Annotated in this window: 23 protein-coding genes and 1 pseudogene; 19 read left to right on the top strand and 5 right to left on the bottom strand. The window is 65.1% G+C overall.

Annotation, left to right across the window (positions count from 1 at the left end):
- Nucleotides 1–78 precede the first annotated feature (78 nt).
- Nucleotides 79–810: a cytochrome c biogenesis CcdA family protein gene (locus SE92_RS11395; RefSeq protein WP_063195786.1), complete on the top strand. Its 732-nt coding sequence runs from the start codon at nt 79–81 to the stop codon at nt 808–810.
- Between the two features lie 2 nt (nt 811–812).
- Here SE92_RS11395 and SE92_RS11390 read toward each other — a convergent pair whose 3' ends face one another.
- A complete protein-coding gene (locus SE92_RS11390; RefSeq protein WP_063195785.1) occupies nt 813–1,526 on the bottom strand; it encodes a hypothetical protein in 714 nt (237 codons plus the stop codon).
- A gap of 86 nt (nt 1,527–1,612) precedes the next feature.
- Between SE92_RS11390 and SE92_RS11385 the strand changes: the two genes are divergently transcribed.
- The 14 genes from SE92_RS11385 (at nt 1,613) to SE92_RS11320 (ending at nt 12,337) form a co-directional block, all read left to right on the top strand.
- Entirely contained in the window at nt 1,613–2,191 is a 579-nt protein-coding gene (locus tag SE92_RS11385; protein ID WP_157095326.1) for a SoxW family protein, read from the top strand.
- A gap of 128 nt (nt 2,192–2,319) precedes the next feature.
- Nucleotides 2,320–2,775 (top strand): sulfur oxidation c-type cytochrome SoxX, encoded by a 456-nt coding sequence (soxX, locus tag SE92_RS11380; protein WP_063195784.1) that lies wholly within the window; start codon nt 2,320–2,322, stop codon nt 2,773–2,775.
- Nucleotides 2,776–2,793: 18 nt separating this feature from the next.
- Nucleotides 2,794–3,246: a thiosulfate oxidation carrier protein SoxY gene (gene soxY / locus SE92_RS11375; protein WP_063195783.1), complete on the top strand. Its 453-nt coding sequence runs from the start codon at nt 2,794–2,796 to the stop codon at nt 3,244–3,246.
- Nucleotides 3,247–3,265: 19 nt separating this feature from the next.
- Nucleotides 3,266–3,592, top strand: coding sequence for a thiosulfate oxidation carrier complex protein SoxZ (soxZ, locus tag SE92_RS11370; RefSeq protein ID WP_063195782.1), 327 nt, complete (start codon nt 3,266–3,268; stop codon nt 3,590–3,592).
- Nucleotides 3,593–3,620: 28 nt separating this feature from the next.
- A complete protein-coding gene (gene soxA / locus SE92_RS11365; protein ID WP_063195781.1) occupies nt 3,621–4,442 on the top strand; it encodes a sulfur oxidation c-type cytochrome SoxA in 822 nt (273 codons plus the stop codon).
- 27 nt (nt 4,443–4,469) lie between these two features.
- Nucleotides 4,470–6,161, top strand: a complete 1,692-nt coding sequence (gene soxB, locus SE92_RS11360) for a thiosulfohydrolase SoxB (protein WP_063195780.1) — start codon at nt 4,470–4,472, stop codon at nt 6,159–6,161.
- Nucleotides 6,162–6,167: 6 nt separating this feature from the next.
- Nucleotides 6,168–7,442, top strand: coding sequence for a sulfite dehydrogenase (soxC, locus tag SE92_RS11355; protein WP_063195779.1), 1,275 nt, complete (start codon nt 6,168–6,170; stop codon nt 7,440–7,442).
- Nucleotides 7,381–8,115, top strand: coding sequence for a c-type cytochrome (locus SE92_RS11350; protein ID WP_084251794.1), 735 nt, complete (start codon nt 7,381–7,383; stop codon nt 8,113–8,115). Before soxC ends, SE92_RS11350 begins: the two co-directional genes overlap by 62 nt.
- Nucleotides 8,112–8,570: a DsrE family protein gene (locus SE92_RS11345; protein WP_157095322.1), complete on the top strand. Its 459-nt coding sequence runs from the start codon at nt 8,112–8,114 to the stop codon at nt 8,568–8,570. The genes SE92_RS11350 and SE92_RS11345 overlap by 4 nt, the downstream gene beginning before the upstream one ends.
- 15 nt (nt 8,571–8,585) lie before the next feature.
- Nucleotides 8,586–9,491, top strand: a complete 906-nt coding sequence (locus tag SE92_RS11340) for an alpha/beta hydrolase (protein WP_063195777.1) — start codon at nt 8,586–8,588, stop codon at nt 9,489–9,491.
- A gap of 10 nt (nt 9,492–9,501) precedes the next feature.
- Nucleotides 9,502–9,945: a DsrE family protein gene (locus SE92_RS11335; RefSeq protein WP_063195776.1), complete on the top strand. Its 444-nt coding sequence runs from the start codon at nt 9,502–9,504 to the stop codon at nt 9,943–9,945.
- A gap of 107 nt (nt 9,946–10,052) precedes the next feature.
- Nucleotides 10,053–11,138: a YeeE/YedE family protein gene (locus SE92_RS11330; RefSeq protein WP_063195775.1), complete on the top strand. Its 1,086-nt coding sequence runs from the start codon at nt 10,053–10,055 to the stop codon at nt 11,136–11,138.
- Between the two features lie 83 nt (nt 11,139–11,221).
- Nucleotides 11,222–11,773, top strand: coding sequence for a YeeE/YedE thiosulfate transporter family protein (locus SE92_RS11325; protein WP_157095319.1), 552 nt, complete (start codon nt 11,222–11,224; stop codon nt 11,771–11,773).
- A gap of 12 nt (nt 11,774–11,785) precedes the next feature.
- Nucleotides 11,786–12,337: a YeeE/YedE thiosulfate transporter family protein gene (locus tag SE92_RS11320; protein ID WP_063203464.1), complete on the top strand. Its 552-nt coding sequence runs from the start codon at nt 11,786–11,788 to the stop codon at nt 12,335–12,337.
- Between the two features lie 34 nt (nt 12,338–12,371).
- Here the strand turns inward: SE92_RS11320 and SE92_RS11315 are convergent, their stop codons facing one another.
- Nucleotides 12,372–12,689: an ArsR/SmtB family transcription factor gene (locus tag SE92_RS11315; protein WP_063195774.1), complete on the bottom strand. Its 318-nt coding sequence runs from the start codon at nt 12,687–12,689 to the stop codon at nt 12,372–12,374.
- A 251-nt stretch (nt 12,690–12,940) separates the two neighbouring features.
- Here SE92_RS11315 and SE92_RS34950 point away from each other — a divergent pair.
- Nucleotides 12,941–13,225: pseudogene (locus SE92_RS34950) on the top strand (YeeE/YedE thiosulfate transporter family protein); the annotation flags it as partial.
- 945 nt (nt 13,226–14,170) lie between these two features.
- Here SE92_RS34950 and SE92_RS11305 read toward each other — a convergent pair.
- Nucleotides 14,171–15,067, bottom strand: a complete 897-nt coding sequence (locus SE92_RS11305) for a LysR substrate-binding domain-containing protein (protein WP_063195772.1) — start codon at nt 15,065–15,067, stop codon at nt 14,171–14,173.
- A 194-nt stretch (nt 15,068–15,261) separates the two neighbouring features.
- Between SE92_RS11305 and dctA the strand changes: the two genes are divergently transcribed.
- Genes dctA through SE92_RS11290 form a run of 3 tightly spaced genes read left to right on the top strand, consistent with a single transcriptional unit; the run spans nt 15,262 to nt 17,982 of the window.
- Entirely contained in the window at nt 15,262–16,596 is a 1,335-nt protein-coding gene (gene dctA / locus SE92_RS11300) for a C4-dicarboxylate transporter DctA (protein WP_063195771.1), read from the top strand.
- A gap of 24 nt (nt 16,597–16,620) precedes the next feature.
- Nucleotides 16,621–17,127: an ureidoglycolate lyase gene (locus SE92_RS11295; RefSeq protein ID WP_063195770.1), complete on the top strand. Its 507-nt coding sequence runs from the start codon at nt 16,621–16,623 to the stop codon at nt 17,125–17,127.
- A 15-nt stretch (nt 17,128–17,142) separates the two neighbouring features.
- Nucleotides 17,143–17,982, top strand: a complete 840-nt coding sequence (locus SE92_RS11290) for a bifunctional allantoicase/(S)-ureidoglycine aminohydrolase (protein ID WP_063195769.1) — start codon at nt 17,143–17,145, stop codon at nt 17,980–17,982.
- A 75-nt stretch (nt 17,983–18,057) separates the two neighbouring features.
- Here SE92_RS11290 and SE92_RS11285 read toward each other — a convergent pair whose 3' ends face one another.
- Together SE92_RS11285 and SE92_RS11280 are read right to left on the bottom strand one after the other, a co-directional pair.
- Entirely contained in the window at nt 18,058–18,792 is a 735-nt protein-coding gene (locus SE92_RS11285; protein ID WP_063195768.1) for an SDR family NAD(P)-dependent oxidoreductase, read from the bottom strand.
- Between the two features lie 9 nt (nt 18,793–18,801).
- Nucleotides 18,802–19,842 (bottom strand): LacI family DNA-binding transcriptional regulator, encoded by a 1,041-nt coding sequence (locus SE92_RS11280; RefSeq protein ID WP_063195767.1) that lies wholly within the window; start codon nt 19,840–19,842, stop codon nt 18,802–18,804.
- Between the last annotated feature and the right edge of the window lie 59 nt (nt 19,843–19,901).

Here is a 19,901-nt window from a genome sequence, read left to right as displayed (position 1 = left end):
GCCTCGCGGGCTTGCTTTGTGAACGTCCTTGGCGCTTTATATCATTAAATTCGTATATGTGCTAGGGATGGGGCGGAAATGACCTTGGACGTCACGCTGGGGGCGGCTTTTGTCGCGGGGCTGTTGTCGTTTCTGTCGCCCTGCATCCTGCCTCTGGTCCCGCCCTTCCTGTGCTACATGGCCGGCGTCTCGGTCACGGATCTGTCCGGCGACAGGCCGGATCTGCGACCGCGCATCCTGCTCTCGGCGCTTGCCTTCGTGGCGGGCTTTTCACTGGTCTTCGTCGCGCTCGGCTCGACCGCCTCGATTGCGGGGCGCTTCGTCTCCGCGCATCTGTCGACGCTCGGCATCGTCGCGGGCGGGCTGATCATCGTGATGGGCCTGCATTTTCTCGGGCTGCTCAGGATTCCGCTGCTCTATCGCAGCGCGACCGTGCAGGTCGACAATCGCCCGGCCGGCGTGGCGGGGGCCTTCGTCATGGGCCTCGCCTTTGCTTTTGGCTGGACGCCCTGCGCGGGCCCGATCCTCGCCGCCGTGCTCTTGATGGCGGGCTCGGAGGACACGACCGGGCGAGGGGCGCTGCTGCTGCTCGCCTATTCGGTCGGGACCGGCATTCCCTTCCTGATCGCAGCGGCCTTCACCGGCCGCTTCATCACAGCGCTGGGCCGCATGCGCCGGCATCTCGGCCTGATCGAGAAGACGATGGGCGTCTTCCTGGTTGCGACCGGTCTGATGTTCCTGACCGGATTGATGCCTGCGGTCTCGGAATGGCTGCTCGAGCATTTCCCTGCTTTGACCCGCATCGGCTGAGGCTAGCCGTAGCGGAAGTCGAGCAACTGGGCGAAGGACTGCAGCTCGATGAGGTAGCGATGCACGAGGGGGCCGTCGCCGGCCTTCGCGGCCTGGGCGATCTCGCCGCTGCTGGCGATGGCGCCATCGATCAGGCGGCGGAATTCGCCCTGAGCGGCGATCTCGCCATTTGCCCGTTCGTTGCAGCGCTGCAGCCGATCGCGGAACGCGCTTGCGGCCGCGACCGTCTCCTCGGCGTTCGCTGGCGCCGGCTGCTCGCCGAATCTGACGGCTGCGACCCGCAACCTCTCCATGGCGGGCGCGATCTCGAAGATGCAATCGCCGAGATCGTACAGGCTAGCCTGACGCCGGAGCGCGTGAAACGCTTGCCGAAGCGCCAGCAGCTCGCGGCCGGCGGCGGCATTGTCGCCGCGATCGAGCGCACCCGCGATCATCGCGAGCCGCTCGTGACCTCGCGCGAGAAATCCCGCCAACTCGGGCGGCGCGTCAGCGGGCAGGGCGGTGTTTTGTGCGAGGCGCTTCCACTGGGCGACCGCCTCGTCGGTCTCGACCTGCGCCAGCGCGACGTTTCCGGTGCGGGCATAGCTCGCGGCCGTGCGCAGATTGGCCATGATCGGGGCCATCGCCGACGTGAAGTCCGCAAGTTTGCCCGTCTCCGCGCTGAACGCGAACGCGTTCGAGGCCAGCCACATCAGCAGCACGATGGTGCAGCGCAAGATCGGAATTCCTTGTCACATTCGTGTATTCGAATATCATAATAAAAATGAGCAACGCGCAAGATCTTCCAACGCACCAGGCCCCGATGTCACTGCGCGCACCGACGCGGCGCGGCCTGCTCGCACTAGCAGCAGGCGCGGCCTTGGCCGGCCGCGGCGCGGCGGCGGCGGAGCCCGCCGTCGGCGAAGACGGGCTCTATCACGAGCCCTGGTTTCTGCAGAGCTTCCTCGATCTGCGGGAGGACCTCGAGAGCGCGGCTGCCGGCGGCAAGCGCCTCGCGATCATGTGGGAGCTGCGCGGCTGTCCCTATTGCCGCGAGACGCATCTGGTGAACTTCGCCGAAGCCGGCATCGCGAGCTATATCCGCGACAATTTCGAGGTGTTGCAGCTCAATCTGGTCGGCTCGCGCAAGGTGATCGATTTCGACCGCGAGGAATTGGCGGAGAAGGACCTCGCTCGCAAATACGGCATCAGGTTCACGCCGACCTTTCAGTTCTTTCCGCCGTCTGCGGAAGGCCTCCAAACCAAAGAGGCGATGGCGCGCGAGGTGGCGCGGGCCCCCGGTTATCTCAAGCCGCCGCATTTTCTGGCGATGTTTCGCTTCGTGCGCGATCGCGCCTATGAGCGCGGCTCGTTCCGGGATTTTTTGGCCGCCAACGGCTGAGTGCAGGCGCCGCTCGAATTCCGCTTGACGCCGCCAATCATATGAACATATCATAATAACTGAATTTGATGGATCGTGAGTCCATCGTGACCAAGAGCGGGCGTCACCCCGCGATAAGGGTAGGAAACATGCGGCGCTCGCTTGCGGCTGCGTTTGCACTTTGTCTGTCGGTCGGCGGCGCTCTCGCCCAAGAGTCCGTCAAGGAGCCGATCAAGCTCGACATCGTCAACGACTCCCTGCCGAAATCCCTGACCGGCGCGCCCGGCGATGCCGCCGCCGGCAAGAAGGTGTTCTTGACGCGCACGCTCGGCAATTGCCTGGCCTGCCACCAGGTCACCAGCCTGAAATCCGAGGAATTCCACGGCGAGTTCGGCCCGTCGCTCGACGGTGTCGCCGGCCGCTACAGCGAAGCGCAATTGCGCCTCATCGTCGCCGACCCCAAGCGCATCTTCACCAACACGGTGATGCCCGCGTTCTTCAGGAACGAGGGCCTCAGCCGGGTGCGACCGGAATTCGTCGGCAAATCCATTCTGACGGCCGCGCAGGTCGAGGACGTCATCGCTTTTCTCAAGACGCTGAACTGACGGCGAGGAGGATCAGGAATGAAAGCCATCAATCGACGGCAGGCATTTGCGCTCGGAGGCGGCTTCGTCATGCTGACGCTGATGCCGATGGCGGCCGATGCCGAAGTGACGAACGACGCGGCGAAGTGGATCGAGAAGTTCACCGGCGGCAAGCAGCCGGCCAAGGGCAAGATCTCGCTCGACCTGCCGGAGATCGCGGAGAACGGCAACACGGTGCCGCTGTCGATCAACATCGAAAGCCCGATGACCGCGGAGTCCCATGTCACGGACGTCCTGATCATCGCCGACGGCAACCCGAACGCGGGCGTGGCGACGCTGTCGTTCACGCCGCTGTCGGGCAAGGCGGAAGCCTCGATCCGGATCCGGCTCGCGACCACGCAGAACGTGGTCGCGGTCGCGAAGATGAGCGACGGCTCGCTGTTCACGGAGCAGAAGACCGTCAAGGTCACCATCGGCGGCTGCGGCGGCTAAGGGCTTAAGGAGAAGACAGATGGCAGACAAACCGCGCATCAAGCTTCCCAAGGAAGCGGCCAAGGGCGAGGTGATCCAGATCAAGACCCTGGTCTCGCATGTCATGGAATCGGGCCAGCGCAAGGACGCGCAGGGCAAGACCATTCCGCGCAAGATCATCAACAAGTTCGCCTGCGAGTTCAACGGCAAGCCGGTGTTCTCCTGCGCGCTCGAACCGGCGATCTCGGCCAATCCCTACGTCCAGTTCGACGCCAGGGTCGACGAAGCCGGCACGTTCAAGTTCTCCTGGACCGACGACGACGGCACCGTGATCACGGCCGAAGAGAAGATTGCGCTCAAGGCATGATGCGCACCGCGCATTAAGGGAGGCATCGATGGCGCGACGATATCTGGGGTTGGCCGCTGTGATCGCGGCCGCCGCGTCGGCTGCGACGCTCGCGGTCGCGGACGAAGTCGAGCGCAAGGGCATCGCCGCGCCGCCCGGCCACGTCTTCAAGACCATCATCTCCGGCTACGAATTCCGCAGCAAGGAGACCCGTGCGCTGCAGGACGACGACCTCGAGAATCCGGGCTTCCTCGCCGTGGAGCGCGCGGCGGATGGCTGGAAGAAGGTCGAGGGCAGCGAGGGCAAGTCCTGCATGAGCTGCCACGGCGATGCCGAGACCAGCATGAAGGGCGTCGGCGCCGCCATGCCGAAATGGGACGAGAAGCTCAAGAGGCCGGTCAATCTCGAGCAGCGCATCAACATCTGCCGCAGCGAGCAGATGAAGGCCGAGCCATGGAAGTTCAAGTCCCGCGAGCTCACCGACATGACCACCTTCGTGCGCTACCAGTCGCACGGCATGCCCGTGGCGGTGAAGACCGACGGGCCGATGTCGTCCTGGTTCGAGCGCGGCAAGCAGATCTACTACACCCGCTACGGCCAGCTCGATCTCGCCTGCGAATCCTGCCACGAGCGCAACAACGGCAAGTTCATGCGCGCCGATTTCCTCAGCCAGGGCCAGACCAACGGCTTTCCGACCTATCGGCTGCGCGACCAGCGCCTGGTGCCGCTGCACGAGCGCTTCGAAGGCTGCATGTTCGACGTGCGTGCCGAGCCGTTCAAGCCGCTCTCGGACGAATTCCTCGCGCTCGAGCTCTATGTCGCCTGGCGCGGCATCGGTCTGCCGGTCGAGACGCCGTCGGTGCGCAACTGAAACGATGAGCTTGCAGGAGTTTTGCGCATGATCTCTCGCCGCGAGTTCATTCAGGTTGCCGCGGCAACGGCGGCGCTGTCGAGCGGTGTCGGCTCCGGCCTGACCCGGGCGGTTGCCCAGCAGCGCCTGACCGAAAAGGAGCTGCTCGCGTTCGAGCCGCTCGGCAACGTCACGCTGGTGCATGTGACCGATATCCACGGCCAGCTGATGCCGCTGTATTTCCGCGAACCCTCGACCAATCTCGGGGTGGGCGAGGCCAAGGGCCTTCCGCCGCACGTCACCGGCAAGGAGTTCCTCGCCCGCTTCGGCATCGCGCCCGGCTCGTCGGCGGCTTATGCGCTGACCTCGGAGGATTTCGAAGCGCTCGCCAAGAGCTATGGCCGGATCGGCGGCCTCGACCGCGCCGCGACCGTGATCAAGGCGATCCGTGCCGAGCGCGGCGACAAGGTCGCGCTGCTCGACGGCGGCGACACCTGGCAGGGATCGTGGACGTCGCTGAAGACGCGCGGCCAGGACATGATCGACTGCATGGCCCTGCTCAAGCCCGACGCCATGACCGGACATTGGGAATTCACCTACGGCGCCGATCGGGTCAAGCAGGCCATCGAAGGCCTCGGCTTCCCGTTCCTCGGCCTCAACATCCGCGATACCGAATGGAACGAGGCGGCGTTCGAGGCCTCGACCATGATCGAGCGCGGCGGCGTCAAGATCGCGGTGCTGGGCCAGGCCTTCCCCTATACGCCTGTCGCCAATCCGCGCTGGATGATTCCGAACTGGTCGTTCGGCGTGCGCGAGGAGGACGTGCAGGCGCAGGTCGACAAGGCGCGCAAGGGCGGCGCGCAGCTCGTCGTGCTGCTCTCGCACAACGGCTTCGACGTCGACCGCAAGCTGGCGGGCCGCGTGAGGGGGCTCGACGTCATCCTGACCGGACATACCCATGACGCACTGCCTGAAGCCGTCAAGGTCGGCAAGACGCTGCTGATCGCGTCGGGCTCCTCCGGCAAGTTCGTCTCGCGGCTCGATCTCGACGTCCGCGACGGTGAGGTCAAGGCTTTCAGGTACAAGCTGATCCCGCTATTCTCCGACGTGATCACAGCGGACGCCGAGATGGCCGCGAAGATCGCCGAGGTCCGAAAACCCTTCGCATCCGATCTCGCCAAGGTGCTCGGCAAGACTGACTCGCTGCTGTACCGGCGCGGCAATTTCAACGGCACCTTCGACGACCTGATCTGCCAGGCATTGATGCAGGAGCGCGACGCCGAGATCGCGCTGTCGCCCGGCTTCCGCTGGGGCACCAGCGTGCTGCCGGGGCAGGACATCACCTTCGAGGACGTCACCAACGCCACCGCGATCACCTATCCCGCGGTCTACCGCATGGGCATGACCGGCGCGCGGCTGAAGGAGATCATCGAGGACGTCGCCGACAACCTGTTCAATGTCGATCCCTACTACCAGCAGGGCGGCGACATGGTCCGGATCGGCGGACTGTCCTACGCGATCGACGTCGCCAAGCCGCAAGGCCAGCGCATCTCCGACATGCAGCTGGCTAAGACCGGCGCGCCGATCGACCCCGCCAGGGAGTATCAGGTCGCCGGCTGGGCCAGCGTCAACGAAGGCACCGAAGGGCCGCCGATCTGGGACGTCGTCGCGAATTATCTGACGCGACAGAAAACCGTTCGGCTCGAGCCCAACCGGGCCGTCAAAGTTACCGGAGCGTAAGAAGCGATGTCGAAGATGGACAGTTCCCGGCAATCCCGACGCAGTTTCCTGGCCGCTGGTGCCGGTGTGGCGGCGTCCGTGCTCGCCAAGCCCGCTGCGGCCGCCGCCGGCGGCAATCCCGCCAACCAGCCGCCCAACGTGCCGGAATGGACCAAGTCGCTCGGCGAGGGCGTTGCCGTGCGCCCCTACGGCAAGCCGTCGAAATTCGAGAAGGACGTGATCCGCCGCGACGTCGAATGGCTGACCGCCTCGCGCGAATCCTCGGTGAGCTTCACGCCGCTGCATGAGCTCGAAGGCATCATCACCCCGAACGGTCTTTGCTTCGAGCGGCATCACGGCGGCATCGCCGAGGTCGATCCCGCCGATCACCGCCTGATGATTCATGGCCTGGTCGAGCGTCCGCTCATCCTGACGCTGGAGGAGCTGAAGCGCTATCCGCGGGTCAACCGCATCCACTTCATGGAATGCGCGGCGAATTCGGGCATGGAATGGCGCGGCGCCCAGCTCAACGGCTGCCAGTTTACCCACGGTATGATCCACTGCGTGCAATATACCGGCGTCTCGCTGCGTACGCTGCTGGAAGAGGCCGGCGTCAAGACCAATGGCAAGTGGCTGCTGGTCGAGGGCGCCGATGCCGCCGCGATGGACCGCAGCCTGCCGATCGAGAAGGCGCTCGACGATTGCATCATCGCCTACAAGATGAACGGCGAGGCGCTCTATCCCGAGCAGGGCTATCCGATGCGGCTCGTGGTGCCGGGCTGGCAGGGCAATCTCTGGGTCAAATGGCTGCGCCGCATCAAGGTCGGCGACCAGCCCTGGCACACCCGCGAGGAGACCTCGAAATACACGGACCTCATGCCGAACGGCAAGGCGCGCCGCTTCACCTGGTCAATGGACGCCAAGTCCGTGATCACGAGTCCGAGCCCGCAGGCGCCGATCAGGCACGGCAAGGGCTTTACCGTCGTCTCGGGTCTGGCCTGGAGCGGCAACGGCAAGGTCAAGCGCGTCGACGTCTCGCTCGACGGCGGCCGCAATTGGTGGCCGGCGCGGCTCGACGGTCCCGTTCTCGACAAGGCGCTGACGCGCTTCTACTACGAGTTCGACTGGAACGGCGAGCCACTGCTGCTGCAATCGCGCGTGCAGGACGAGACCGGATACGTGCAGCCGAGCAAGGCCGAGCTGCGCAAGATCCGCGGCGTCAACTCCATCTATCACAACAATGGCATCCAGACCTGGCATGTGCAGGCCAATGGTGAGGTCGAGAATGTCGAAGTCGCTTAAGTTCGCTGTCGCCACGCTGCTCGCCTGCGCGCTGGGCGCGCCAGTGCTTGCGCAGCAGAAGGACGCCAAGGCCGGCCCGCGCTATCACATTGGCCGTGCGCCGACGGCGGAGGAGATCCGCGGCTGGGATATCGACGTGCGCCCCGACGGCCAGGGCCTGCCGGAAGGCAAGGGCACGGCCGCGCAGGGCGAAAAGCTGTTCATGGACAATTGCGCGACCTGCCACGGCGAGTTCGGCGAGGGCAACGGCCGCTGGCCGGTTCTGGCCGGCGGCAAAGGCTCGCTGACATCGGACAACCCGGTCAAGACCGTGGGCTCGTACTGGCCCTACGCGTCCACCGTGTTCGACTATGTGCGTCACGCCATGCCCTACGGCAACACGGGCTCCTTGTCGGTCGACGAATATTACGCGCTGGTTGCCTACGTCCTCTATCTCAACGACGTCGTCACCGACCAGAATTTCGAGCTGAACAAGGAGACCCTCGCCACGATCAAGATGCCGAACGAGCAGGGTTTTGTGATGGACGACCGCGCCACCAGCGAGAAGTCGTTCTGGCAGAAAGACCCCTGCATGAAGGATTGCATCGCTCCGGTGAAGATCACCGGGCGCGCGGCCGCCATCGACGTGACGCCCGAGGACGGCAAGGAGAAGAAGTCGCGGGGCGTGGAGTGAGATCCGGCCGGGCGAGCCGCCGCGCGCTGCTGCATGCGGCTCTCGCGGCCGGCCTGCTCATGACGTTCCATCCGGCCCAGGCGGCCGAGCCGCACAGGCTCGCGCTGCAGATCAGCGACGATGACCCCGTCAAGATGCGTGCCGTCCTCGATGTCGCCGCCAACGTCTCGCGGCATTATTCTGGGCAGGGCGAGGACGTCGAGATCGTGGTGGTCGCGTTCAACGGCGGTCTCGACATGCTGCTCGACGACCGCTCGCCGGTGAGGGAGCGGTTGGTCAATTTCCTGAAATCGATGCCAAATGTCAGCTTCATCGCCTGCGGCAACACGCTTGAGACCCTGGCGGCGAAAGAAGACAAACGGCCGCCGCTGATCGAGGGCGTCGGCGTCACGCAGGTCGGGGTTGCCGCGCTGATGGATTTGGCGGAGAAGAACTGGACGATTGTCCGGCCCTAAAGGAGATTGCCGCCGATGCGATGGTTCGTGGGACTGACGGTCTTGCTCGCGCTCGCGGTGCCTGTGAGCGCAGCCGAGCAGGAACTCGAACTGTCGGTCGCCGGCCGCACGACGTTCGCGACCTTGCGCACACCCGCCGCGATGACGCCGGATACACCGCTCGTGGTGATGACCCACGGCACGCTCGCACACAAGGACATGGAGGTCATCCAGGGCGTTGCCAAGGCGCTGGAGCAGCGCGGAATCGCCTCGCTCGCGCATACGCTGTCGCTGGGGGTCGATCGCCGCAAGGGCATGTATGACTGCGCGGTGCGGCATGACTATGTCGTCGAGGATGCGATTGCGGAGATCGGCGCCTGGGTCGGCCGGGCGAAGGGCGTGTCCCGGCTCGTCTTCGCGTTCGGCCACTCGCGCGGCGGCAACCAGGTTGCACGCTATCTCGCGGCCAGCGACACCCTGCCGGTCGCGGGCGCGGTGCTGCTGGCGCCGGTGACCGCAAGAGCCGAAGCCGATCTGCGCGCCGCCTACGCCAAGACCTATGGCAAGCCGCTCGAGCCGATTCTGGAGCTGGCAACGAAGGCGGTTGCAGCCGGCCGTGGCGGGGAGTGGATGGACGTGCCCGGCTTCATCTATTGTCGCAATGCCGTGGTGACGGCACGGGCCTTTGCGTCATTTTACGCTGCCGACGCCGGCCAGGATACCGCCGCGCTCGTGGCGCGCATGAAGCCGCCGGTGCTGGTGCTCGCCGCGACCAAGGATAGTGTCGTGCCCGATGTCGCCGCGTCCTTCGCGCCGGTGGCCGGTTCGAGCGGGGGCAGGGTGCAGCTCGACACAATCGAGGATGCCGATCATTTCTTCCGCGACCTGTTCGCCGAAGACGTCGCCGACCGCATCGCCGAGTTCATCAAGCAGACACGATAGGAGGGGGACCATGCAGCGTCGATCCATGCTACGCGCGAGCCTTGCCGGGCTATTCGGCGCTTTCACGGTGCGCCAGGCGTCCGCGGCGACGGAAACGCCGGCGCGGCAGCGCGTCGTCTATCATCTCGCCGATGCCGATCGCGTCGTCTTCGTTCTCGGCAACCTCCAGAACCATATCGACGGCGTCGGCGGACCCGGGAAGGCCGACATCAGGCTGGTCGTGCACGGACCGGCGCTGCGGGCTTTCCACGCGCTCGCGGCCCAGGACCATACCATTGCGATGATGACCAAGCTCGTCGAGGCCGGCGTCGGCTTCGATGCCTGCGCCAACACGATGAAGGCGCAGGGCGTCAAGCTCGACGACCTCACGCCCGGCTTCGTGGTGGCCGAGAAGGGCGGCGTGGTGCGGCTCGCCGAGCTGCAGCAGCAGGGATTTGCCTATTTGCGGCCCTGAGGACGATTCGTTCCGGCGTCTTGCGGCGATGGAGCCTTGATCTGCCTCATGGGATGCGACGCCGAGGTCGCTAGACTACCATGCGCGCAGGGACAGCCGGAGCGGACGTGCTGACGTCGATCATCGATCTCTTGGGTGAAGACCGGCTGTCATGGCTCGGCGGCCTCGTGGTCGGCGGCCTGTTCGGGTTTTTCGCGCAGCGCAGCCGCTTCTGCCTGCGCGCCGCGGCGGTCGAGTTCTCCCGTGGCGAGGGCGGGCCGCGCCTTGCGGTCTGGCTGCTGACCTTTGCCGCGGCGCTGGTGGGAACCCAGGGTTTTGTCGCGCTCGGCTGGCTCGACGTATCCGAGGCGCGCCAGCTCGCGCAGCAGGGCAGCATCTCCGGCGCGCTGCTTGGTGGCGTGATGTTCGGCTGCGGCATGATATTGGCGCGGGGCTGTGCCAGCCGGCTCCTGGTGCTTTCGGCCAACGGCAATCTCCGGGCCTTGCTGTCGGGGCTGGTGTTCGCTGTGACCGCGCAGGCTTCCTATCGCGGCCTGCTGTCGCCCGCCCGCGAATGGGTGACCAATCTGTGGCTGGTCGACGGCGGCCCGTCGCGCGACATCATGGCGATGTTCGGCGCCGGCACGCCCGAGAAGCTCGCCTTCGGAAGCGTGTGGCTGATCGCGGGGCTGTCCTTTGCCTTCCGCAGCCACCTGCCGCGCCGGCTGATCCTGGCCGCGCTTGCAGCGGGGGCGGCCGTCGTCGCCGGCTGGCTCTTCACCTACCAGCTGTCGCAGGCCTCTTTCGCGCCGGTGACGTTGAAGAGCCTCACCTTCAGCGGACCGTCGGCCGAGCTGCTGATGCTGGTGCTCAACAGCGCGCAGCCTCGGCTCGGCTTCGACCTCGGCATCATCCCCGGCGTGTTCCTCGGCTCGTTCCTTGCCGCGGCGCGTAGCCATGAGCTGAAGCTCGAGGGATTCTCGGACGGGCTCGGCATGCGGCGCTATCTGCTCGGGGCGGTGCTGATGGGCTTCGGCGCGATGCTCGCCGGCGGCTGCGCGGTCGGCGCCGGCGTGACCGGCGCCTCGGTGTTCGCGCTCACCGCCTGGCTCGTGCTCGGCGGCATGTGGCTGGGGGCGGGGCTCACGGATCTGCTCGTCGACCGCGCCGGCATGCCGCGGCCGCGGCAAGCGGTGGGATCGCGGCGCGTCTGATATTTTAGAGTTTGCTAAATTCATTTTGTTGAATATGATTCCCCGACGCGGCTCGATCGCGCCGCTGCCCAGGGGAAACGCACATGACCACCATCACGGAAAGCTACGTTCGCGAAACGCCGCGCACGGCGCGGATTGACTGGTCGCCTTATCTCGTCGGCGCCGGGATAGGCCTGCTGAGCTGGATCGCCTTTGCGGTGTTCGGCGATCCGCTCGGCGTTACCACCGCCTATTCGCGCATCGCCTCCCTGTTTGCCGTTCCCGTCATTGGCCCCGAGGCGGTGGCGCAGAACGCTTACTGGAAGAGCATGCCGCTGAAGTGGGACTACGGTGTCTGGTTCCTCGTCGGCATTCCCGCAGGCGCGTTCATCTCCGCGGTGATGTCGGGCACGTGGCGGCTCGAACTCGTGCCCGATGTTTGGAAGGAGCGCTTCGGCCCGTCGATCGCAAAGCGTTTCATCGCCGCGTTCCTCGGCGGCGCCGTGATCATGTACGGCGCCCGGCTTGCCGGCGGCTGTACCAGCGGACACGGCATCTCCGGCGGGTTGCAGCTCGCGGTGTCGAGCTGGCTATTCCTCGCGGTGATGTTCGCCACCGGGCTCGGCATTTCCGCGCTCATGTTCCGCAAGCGCTAAAGGGAGATGGAGATGACCGCGATGATGACGATCCTTGGTCCGCTCGTGATGGGCGCAGCCTTCGGCTTCCTGCTGCAGCGGGGAAAGGTGACCAGCTGCAACGTGATCGAGAACCAGTTCCGCCTGCGCGACTTCACCGTGCTGAAGGTGATGGGCACGGCAATCGTGGTCGGCGGCATCGGCGTGCTGCTGCTCGTCGATACCGGCAACACGAAATACTACGTGAAGGATGCCAACATGCTGGCGGTCGCGCTCGGCGCCGCATTGTTCGGCGTCGGCATGGTGGTCTACGGCTATTGTCCGGGAACGGCGCTCGGCGCCATCGCCACCGGCAGCGTTCATGCGCTGGTCGGTGCGCTCGGCATGGTGACCGGCGCCATCCTCTACGCACTGAGCTTCGACTGGCTGAAGACCCACGTGCTCAACGTCTGGACACTAGGCAAGGTTCGCCTTCCCGACGTGACGAACATTCCCGATGTCGCCTGGTTCGCCGCACTGGCAATCGGTGCCGGGCTGTTCTTCTGGTGGGTCGAATCCACTGAAGCCCGGCAGCGGAGGGGCTAGGGGGTCCCCGTTTCCTGAGGCATGGGAGGCAAGCTCATCGTTTGCGGGGACGACAGAAGAGCCGGTGCAAGCTCGAAAACAGCTCTTCGACGCGCCGGTCTGCGATGCGATACCACATCGTTTGCCCGTCGCGTCGGGCAGCGACGACGCCCTCTGCCTTCAGCTTCGCGAGGTGTTGGGACAGTGCCGAGGCGGAAAGGCCGACGTCTTCGGCCAGAGCACTGGCGGCAACCTCGCCATATTCCACCAGCCTGCAAAGGATGAGCAGGCGGTGCTCATTTGCGAACATGCGCATGAGCGCAGCCACCTCCTTGGCCTGCCGCTCCAGTTCGGTCGTGTTCAAGTGGCGCATGACAGTGATTTCAATAGCATCTGCATTAGCGCAGTCAAACCGCTCCGGGACCGAGTTGCCACGCAGCGAAACACTCCCGGTGTTCGATCTGAGACGGTCGGCCCTGCGCCCAGCCTGATCGTGTTCGAGGCCGGAGACCAGACCGATTGCCCGATGCCAGAGAACCTGATTGGGCGCTGTGTGAGAAACGCCTGAGCTTCCTCACGGCCGTTCGAACGGAGATATCCAGAAGCTGGCTTGATGGATCTGATGCGGCGCGTGCGCACAAGCTGAAGCTCGAGGGATTCTCGGACGGGCTCGGCATGCGGCGCTATCTGCTCGGGGCGGTGCTGATGGGCTTCGGCGCGATGCTCGCCGGCGGCTGCGCGGTCGGCGCCGGCGTGACCGGCGCCTCGGTGTTCGCGCTCACCGCCTGGCTCGTGCTCGGCGGCATGTGGCTGGGGGCGGGGCTCACGGATCTGCTCGTCGATCGCGCCGGCGCGCCGCGGCAGGCGGCCGACGGAATCCCCCCGCATTCCGGACGCCGCGTGGCGTAACCCCTACGTCCGTCGCGGCGGGGTTGAGGTTGCTGTGGTCGCCATCCTGTCAATCCCTCTACGCAAAAATATTCCACTTTACCGAAATTCGGAATTGCGGCATAGATCGACACAGCCCGGCCCGACGAAGAGGGGCGGTTCGCGAGTCGTTCGAAACGCGGGCCGGGTTGCGGTGGACGCGGCAGCGTCGGCACGAGAGGTACGGGCAGGGCGGGTAGTCCCTGTGAGCCCGAAACCACGTGCGGACGACGGCGCTGCTAGGTTCGTCTCGTCTGTAAGTTTCCGGCCTTGTCGACGGGGCTGGGAATACTGCGGGTGAAATGGCGGGCCGTGCGTACGGCAAAACCGTGTGGTCCTGGCCGTCGTTGCTACGGTCAAGCCGGATCGAAGATGTGCGCGAGCCCAACCGGGTAGACGGCATCATCCAATTCGAACGGCGAGGGAGGCCAAAGGAAAGTTCGGCTCCCGGGAGAGCACGGCATAAGCCGTCCGACCATCGCGCAGGGAAGGCCGAGTGATCGGCACCACCTGTATGCTGCTGTGCGGTTCTTCCTGCGTGTGCATTTCGCGCAGCGGACCGCGGGTGCCTGTCGGCACCCGGCCTTCCCTGCGCCCTCTTTCCTTGGGGGCGAGGAATGAAAGCAAAACTCGGGCGAAACGCGCCGCGAGAACGAGAAGGCGCGTCTGCAAGCGCGATGCTCGCGGGAAGAGCGATGCCGTTACGTCATACTCCGTCATTGCGAGCGCAGCGACTTGTCCGCCGAAGCCTTGGCGAAGGCGGAAGCAATCCAGAATCTCTCCACGGAGGGATTCTGAATTGCTTCGTCGCATCCGCGCAAAATTGCTACGCAATTTTGTCGCTGAGCTCCTCGCAATGACGTGGAGGGAGCGTGCGCCGAACTCCGCTTGACCCATCCTACCTATTTATACTCCGCCGTTGCGATCCTAGCCCACACCCTTGCGCTGATTCAGATACCGGAGCGCGAGCTTGACGAAATTGTGCACCACCATCGACGTCTCGTCCGCTCTGAACACCAGGAACACGTCGGCCGTGGGCGGCGAGGGCCTGATCGGGCGGAAGACGATGTCGGCTGTCGTGAAGCGCGCGATCGCCTGCGGCACGAGCGCCACGCCGAAACCGGCGGCAATCAAGCTCGGGATCGACTGGGCGTCGACGACCTGCTGGGACACTCTTGGCAGGAAGCCGGCATCGACGCAGCATGTCTGCACGTACCGCGCGAAGTCGGAGCTGTTGGGATCGAGGACGACGTGATCCTCCGATGCCAGGTCACCGAGGGCGATGCGCTTGCGGCGCGCCAGCCGATGCGTGCGGGGCATCGCGAGAACGACCTCTTCCCGCCATGCGAGCTTGCTGGTCAGGTCGCGCTCGGCTGGAATGCCGCGAATGAGGCAGATGTTGGTGGTGCGGCCGAGAAGCGCCGCGATCTGCAGCGCGGGCGCCTGCTCATGCACCGTCATCTTGACCCGAGGAGCGACCTCCCGGTACGCGGCGAGCAGCTCTGCGAGACGGCCGCGCAGAATGGAGCCGGTCGCCCCGACATCCAGCGTTCCGATCAGGCCGGCGCCGATCGAGCGAACCTCGTCCTCCGCGGCCTTGGCTTGTTGCAGGATGGCGCGTCCCCGCGCCAGCATGGCTTCGCCGGCCTGGGTTAGCTCGACCCTGCGGCTGGTCCGGTAGAGCAGTTGGGTCCCGAGCTCGGCCTCGAGGGTCTGGATGTGCTGACTGAGCGGCGGCTGCGACAGGTTCAGCCGCCGGGCGGCGAGCGTGAAGCTGCGCTCCTCGGCAACCGCGATGAAGTACCGGAGCTGGCGGAGATCCATAGCGAAAACCTATCAATCGTGTCGCTCTATATATTGGACTTGATGTCGCACCTGGTCAACGAATGGCCGATGGAGCCTTCCTGCGTCCGCCGCGACCAATGGCTCCGTACGCGGCGACCTCGCCGCCAACGACAACAATGGCGAAAGGCTCCGGCCGACCAAGCCAGATGGAAGCCCAGCGAGCGAGGAAAGCCATGCCCAAAATCTTCAAATCACTTTTCTTCCAGGTCGTCGTCGCACTCGCCGCCGGCATTGCGCTCGGCGTCGCCAATCCGGACATCGCGTTGCAGATGAAGCCGCTGGGTGACGGCTTCATCAAGCTCATCAAGATGCTGGTGCCCGTGATCGTGTTCTGCGTCGTGGTGCACGGGATTGCAGCGGCCGGCGACCTGACGAAGGTCGGAAGGGTCGGCATTCGATCGCTGCTCTATTTCGAGATCGTCACCACCATCGCCTTGGTGTTCGGCGTCGCGCTCGCCTACTATTTCCAGCCGGGCGCCGGAATGAACATCGACCCCAGCACGCTGGACGCCAAGGCCCTCAGCGGGTTCAACCAGACGGCGGCCCAGGTCTCCGGCGGCGGCGTCTCCGAATTCCTGATGAAGCTCATTCCGACTACGCTCGTCGGCGCTTTCAGCTCCGGCGACGTTCTGCAGGTCCTGATCGTCTCGATCATGTTCGGCTGTGCCGTGTCGCTGTGCGGCGAGCGTGCGAGGCCGGTCGTCGATTTCGTCGAGCGGGTGAATGAGATCATCTTCAAAATGATGAACTTCGTCGTCCGGCTCGCGCCGATCGGCGTGTTCGGCGCGATCGCCTTCACGGTGGGGAAATACGGCATCGGTTCGCTCAAGCAGCTTGGCGGCCTCGTTGCCCTGTTCTATCTGGCGGTGGTGCTGTTCGTGGTCGTCGTTCTCGGCGCGATCATGCGACTCTCCGGCTTCAGCCTGTTCAAGTTGCTGGCCTATCTGCGCGAAGAGCTGTTGATCGTGCTCGGGACGGCCGCCGGCGACAGCGTGCTGCCGCAGACCATGCGAAAGCTCGAACTGCTCGGGATCAAGCGATCGACCGTCGGCCTGGTGATCCCGACCGGGTACTCGTTCAATCTGGATGCGTTCTCGATCTACCTGACCCTGGCGGCCGTCTTCATTGCACAGGCGACGAACACGCCGCTTGCCATGGGCGATCTCCTGGCTATCCTCGGCGTTGCGTTGTTGACCTCCAAAGGTGCCCATGGCGTTCCGGGCTCGGCCATCGTCGTCCTTGCTGCGACCCTGGCCGCCATTCCCGCCATCCCGGCGATCGGACTGGTGCTCATCTTGTCGGTGGACTGGTTCATCGGCATTGCCCGCGCGCTCGGCAACTATGTGGGTAACTGCGTTGCGGCGGTGGTCGTCGCCTCCTGGGAGGGAGACCTCGACCACGCCAAGGCGCACCGTATCCTGAACGGCGAGATCGATCCCTCAGGCGATAATCTGCGGGCCGATCCAGCCGGTGCGGAGGCTCCCGTCGCCGGTCTGCAGACCCTTTGAACGCGGAGGCATTTGAGGTTGACGATGGTGACACTCTCGATCGAACCGTTGACGAAGCAGGCATTCGCTCCGTTCGGAGACGTGGTCGAAACGGAGGGGATGACACCGCTGTCGATCAACCAGGGATTTGCCGAGCGCTACAATGGGCTCGCCAAGATCGATGTCGCCGCGGAAGGTGGACGGGTCAACATCAGCTGGTTCGTCGCCTCGGTGCGGCCGGCGCCGATCGCCATCCGCCTGATGGAGCGCCATCCGCTCGGAAGCCAGCTGTTCATGCCCTTGAACGGAGCGGACTGGCTGGTCGTCGTTTGCGCCGACCCGCTGGTGCGCACGAGCTATCGGGCGTTCGCGGCAAATGGCCGCCAGGGGGTGAACTATGCCCGGAACTGCTGGCACCATCCGCTGCTGGTTCGCGAGGACGCCAGCCCGTTCCTCGTTGTCGACCGGAGCGGGGACGGCGATAATCTCGAAGAATATTGGCTGAGCCAGGAGATGCAGCTCGACCTCGGGTCGATCGCATCGCACCGGTAACTTTCACGAGGCTTGATGATGTCGCAGACCTATCACATCCCGCGGGGCGGCCTTCCGCCGCAGACCGACCTCCTGAGTGGCCGGGCGGTCTTCACGAACGCATACGCGGTCATCCCCAGCGGCGTGCAACGCGATATCGTCGTCAGCCACTTGCCGCATTGGAATGACACGCGCGTCTGGGTGTTGGCGCGACCGCTGTCCGGCTTCGCCGAGACGTTCTCCCATTATCTCATGGAGATCGCGCCGGGTGGAGGCAGCGACATGCCGGAGCCGGACGACGATGCCGAAGGAGCGCTGTTCGTCGTGGGCGGCAAGCTGAGTCTCAATCTGGCAGATCGAGAAAGTGAGCTGAGGCCCGGCAGCTTCGCCTATGTGCCGCCCGGCTGCGCCTGGCGCATTCGCAACCGCGGCGAGGGCCCTGCGCAGGTTCACTGGATTCGCAAGCTGTACCAGCGCGTGCCCGGGTTGGCCGCGCCAGAGGCGTTCACGACCAACGAGGACGCGATCGACCGCGTGGCGATGCCGGGCACGGAGGGGAAATGGGCAACTACACGCTTCATCGATCCGGCCGACATGCGTCATGACATGCACCTGAACATCGTGACGTTCGAGCCGGGCGCCACGATCCCGTTCGCGGAGACGCATGTCATGGAGCACGGGTTGTACGTGCTCGAGGGCAAGGCGGTTTATCGTCTCAATCGGGACTGGGTGGAGGTCGAGGCCGGAGACTACATGTGGCTCCGGGCCTTCTGCCCGCAAGCGTGCTACGCGGGAGGCCCCGGCCGCTTCCGCTATCTGCTTTACAAGGATGTTAACCGCCACATGAATCTGCGGCAGGGACCTCCGTTGATTTAGTGTGGAGCGCGGTGCGAGCTTCGGGGGGCGGGACGACGCAAAGATGCTCTGCAGTGTCGTGCGCACAGCCGAGGTTCATCCTGCGAGGAATCCTCCGTCCACCGCGACGACCGTCCCGGTCGCGTATCGCGACGCCGGCATGCAAAGGAAGGCGACCGCGCCGGCGATGTCGTCAGGCTGTCCCCACCGCTTGAATGCGGTGCGGTCGGCGATGCGCTGATAGTGGGCGCGATCGGCACGGCCCGCGGCATTGATGGCCGTCTCGATGTAACCGGGCGCAACGGCATTGACGCGGATGTCGTCCTCCGCCCAGGCGAGGGCCAGCGCCTTGGTCAGCATCACGACGCCGCCCTTGCTGGCGCAATAAGCCGGAATTCGCGGGAGCGCCAGCGTGGCATTCATGGAGGCAATGTTGACGACGGAGCCCGCTGTTGCGGCTAGCAAGGGGCGGAATGCCATGCAGGTACGGAACGTGCCGGTGAGATTGACGTCAAGAACCTTCATGAAGGTCTCGATCTCGAACTCCTTGTCGCGCGCCAGGATCCCAGCGCAATTGACGAGTGCATCGACGCGTTGGTGCCGGCGGGCGAAGGCCGTGACGGCCGCGTCGTCGGTGACATCAAGCGTCGCGAGCGTCAGTCCGGCACGCGCCTTCAGCAGCGTGCGGGCCAGATCCGTCTCGTTTGCGCCCGTTGCGGTGACTGTCGCGCCGAGATCGCAAAACTGATTGCTGATGGCGGCACCAATGTCCCCCGCGCCGCCGATCACGACGGCGTGAAAGCCTGGTGCAAGGGAGAAGTTCGAACTCATCGCAAGACCTCACGTCAGAGATTTTGGAGGCGGTGCCGTCGATTCGCGAACCACCAGCGAGAAGTCGATCTCGCGATGCATGATGGTCTGTTCGCCGGCAAGACTGCGCACCAGATATTCGCCGGCACGCTGCCAGGTCTCACCGGTTGGAACGTGGATGGTGGTGAGGCTGGGGCGCAAATGGCGGCTCCAGTCGAGGTCGTCGAAGCCGACCACCGACAGGTCCCGCGGCACGGAAAACCCGTCGCGCTCCGCCTCGAGCAGCACGCCGTAGGCGATGACGTCGTTGCCGCACACCACGGCCGTTGGGCGATCCTTGAGATTGAGGAGATATCGTGCCGCCTCGCGCGCATCGTCCAGCGTATAGGGCACTTCGACGTGCCATTGCGGCGGCAGCTCAAGGCCGTTCTCCGCCAGCGCTCGGCGAAAGCCGGCGACGCGGGCGCTCGCGCGATCATTGTTGCGCTGGAGTGCCGAGACGATGCCGATGCGGCGGTGACCGAGCTCAATGACGTGCGCGGCGGCGCGGTGGGCTGCGGCTTCGTTGTCGGTTCCGACGCAAGGGTAGGGTCTGTCAGGCTGGTAGATGCCGACATTGATGAAGGGTACCGCGTTGTCGGCGAGAAGCTTGCGCAAGGCCTCGTGGTGGCAATCGCCGCGCAGTACCAGGCCGTCGACGCCGCGGCTGATCAGATTGCGCGCCTGCTGCAATTCGACATCGAGATCATATCCGCTCGTGGTGAGGAACAGCATGTATCCAACGGAGGACAGATATTGCTGGAGCGAGGCGATGCCGCGCGCAAACATCGTGTTGTCGATCGTCGGCACGATCGCGCCGAGGGTGCGCGAACGGCGCGACGACAGCATGCGCGCAGGCGCATGCGGGATGTAGCCGAGCGCGTCAATGGCCTGTTCGATCCGCGCACGCAGGGACGGGCTTACCGCATCGGGATTGTTGAGGGCGCGCGATACCGATGCGGTTGAAACACCAGCGCGAGCCGCGACGGCGCGGATGCCCTGCTTGACGGACTTGGCGTTGGTCAATCTCATTGATGTAACGTTACATCCCGCGGTTGTTCCGCGAATGGTGGCCGATCAAACGCTAATTT

Source organism: Bradyrhizobium sp. AT1, assembly GCF_001590795.1.
GTDB lineage: Bacteria > Pseudomonadota > Alphaproteobacteria > Rhizobiales > Xanthobacteraceae > Bradyrhizobium.
The sequence above is the reverse complement of the archived record's forward strand: the minus strand, read 5'-3'. Positions and strand labels throughout refer to the sequence as shown.

Excerpts from the sequence above, each read along its gene's own strand:
- SE92_RS11395 (WP_063195786.1), top strand. The coding sequence starts at position 79 with ATGACCTTGGACGTCACGCTGGGGGCGGCTTTTGTCGCGGGGCTGTTG.
- SE92_RS11385 (WP_157095326.1), top strand. The coding sequence starts at position 1,613 with ATGTCACTGCGCGCACCGACGCGGCGCGGCCTGCTCGCACTAGCAGCA.
- soxX (WP_063195784.1), top strand. The coding sequence starts at position 2,320 with ATGCGGCGCTCGCTTGCGGCTGCGTTTGCACTTTGTCTGTCGGTCGGC.
- soxY (WP_063195783.1), top strand. The coding sequence starts at position 2,794 with ATGAAAGCCATCAATCGACGGCAGGCATTTGCGCTCGGAGGCGGCTTC.
- soxZ (WP_063195782.1), top strand. The coding sequence starts at position 3,266 with ATGGCAGACAAACCGCGCATCAAGCTTCCCAAGGAAGCGGCCAAGGGC.
- soxA (WP_063195781.1), top strand. The coding sequence starts at position 3,621 with ATGGCGCGACGATATCTGGGGTTGGCCGCTGTGATCGCGGCCGCCGCG.
- soxB (WP_063195780.1), top strand. The coding sequence starts at position 4,470 with ATGATCTCTCGCCGCGAGTTCATTCAGGTTGCCGCGGCAACGGCGGCG.
- soxC (WP_063195779.1), top strand. The coding sequence starts at position 6,168 with ATGTCGAAGATGGACAGTTCCCGGCAATCCCGACGCAGTTTCCTGGCC.
- SE92_RS11350 (WP_084251794.1), top strand. The coding sequence starts at position 7,381 with ATGGCATCCAGACCTGGCATGTGCAGGCCAATGGTGAGGTCGAGAATG.
- SE92_RS11340 (WP_063195777.1), top strand. The coding sequence starts at position 8,586 with ATGCGATGGTTCGTGGGACTGACGGTCTTGCTCGCGCTCGCGGTGCCT.
- SE92_RS11335 (WP_063195776.1), top strand. The coding sequence starts at position 9,502 with ATGCAGCGTCGATCCATGCTACGCGCGAGCCTTGCCGGGCTATTCGGC.
- SE92_RS11325 (WP_157095319.1), top strand. The coding sequence starts at position 11,222 with ATGACCACCATCACGGAAAGCTACGTTCGCGAAACGCCGCGCACGGCG.
- SE92_RS11320 (WP_063203464.1), top strand. The coding sequence starts at position 11,786 with ATGACCGCGATGATGACGATCCTTGGTCCGCTCGTGATGGGCGCAGCC.
- SE92_RS11315 (WP_063195774.1), bottom strand. The coding sequence starts at position 12,689 with ATGCGCCACTTGAACACGACCGAACTGGAGCGGCAGGCCAAGGAGGTG.
- SE92_RS11305 (WP_063195772.1), bottom strand. The coding sequence starts at position 15,067 with ATGGATCTCCGCCAGCTCCGGTACTTCATCGCGGTTGCCGAGGAGCGC.
- dctA (WP_063195771.1), top strand. The coding sequence starts at position 15,262 with ATGCCCAAAATCTTCAAATCACTTTTCTTCCAGGTCGTCGTCGCACTC.
- SE92_RS11295 (WP_063195770.1), top strand. The coding sequence starts at position 16,621 with ATGGTGACACTCTCGATCGAACCGTTGACGAAGCAGGCATTCGCTCCG.
- SE92_RS11290 (WP_063195769.1), top strand. The coding sequence starts at position 17,143 with ATGATGTCGCAGACCTATCACATCCCGCGGGGCGGCCTTCCGCCGCAG.
- SE92_RS11285 (WP_063195768.1), bottom strand. The coding sequence starts at position 18,792 with ATGAGTTCGAACTTCTCCCTTGCACCAGGCTTTCACGCCGTCGTGATC.
- SE92_RS11280 (WP_063195767.1), bottom strand. The coding sequence starts at position 19,842 with ATGAGATTGACCAACGCCAAGTCCGTCAAGCAGGGCATCCGCGCCGTC.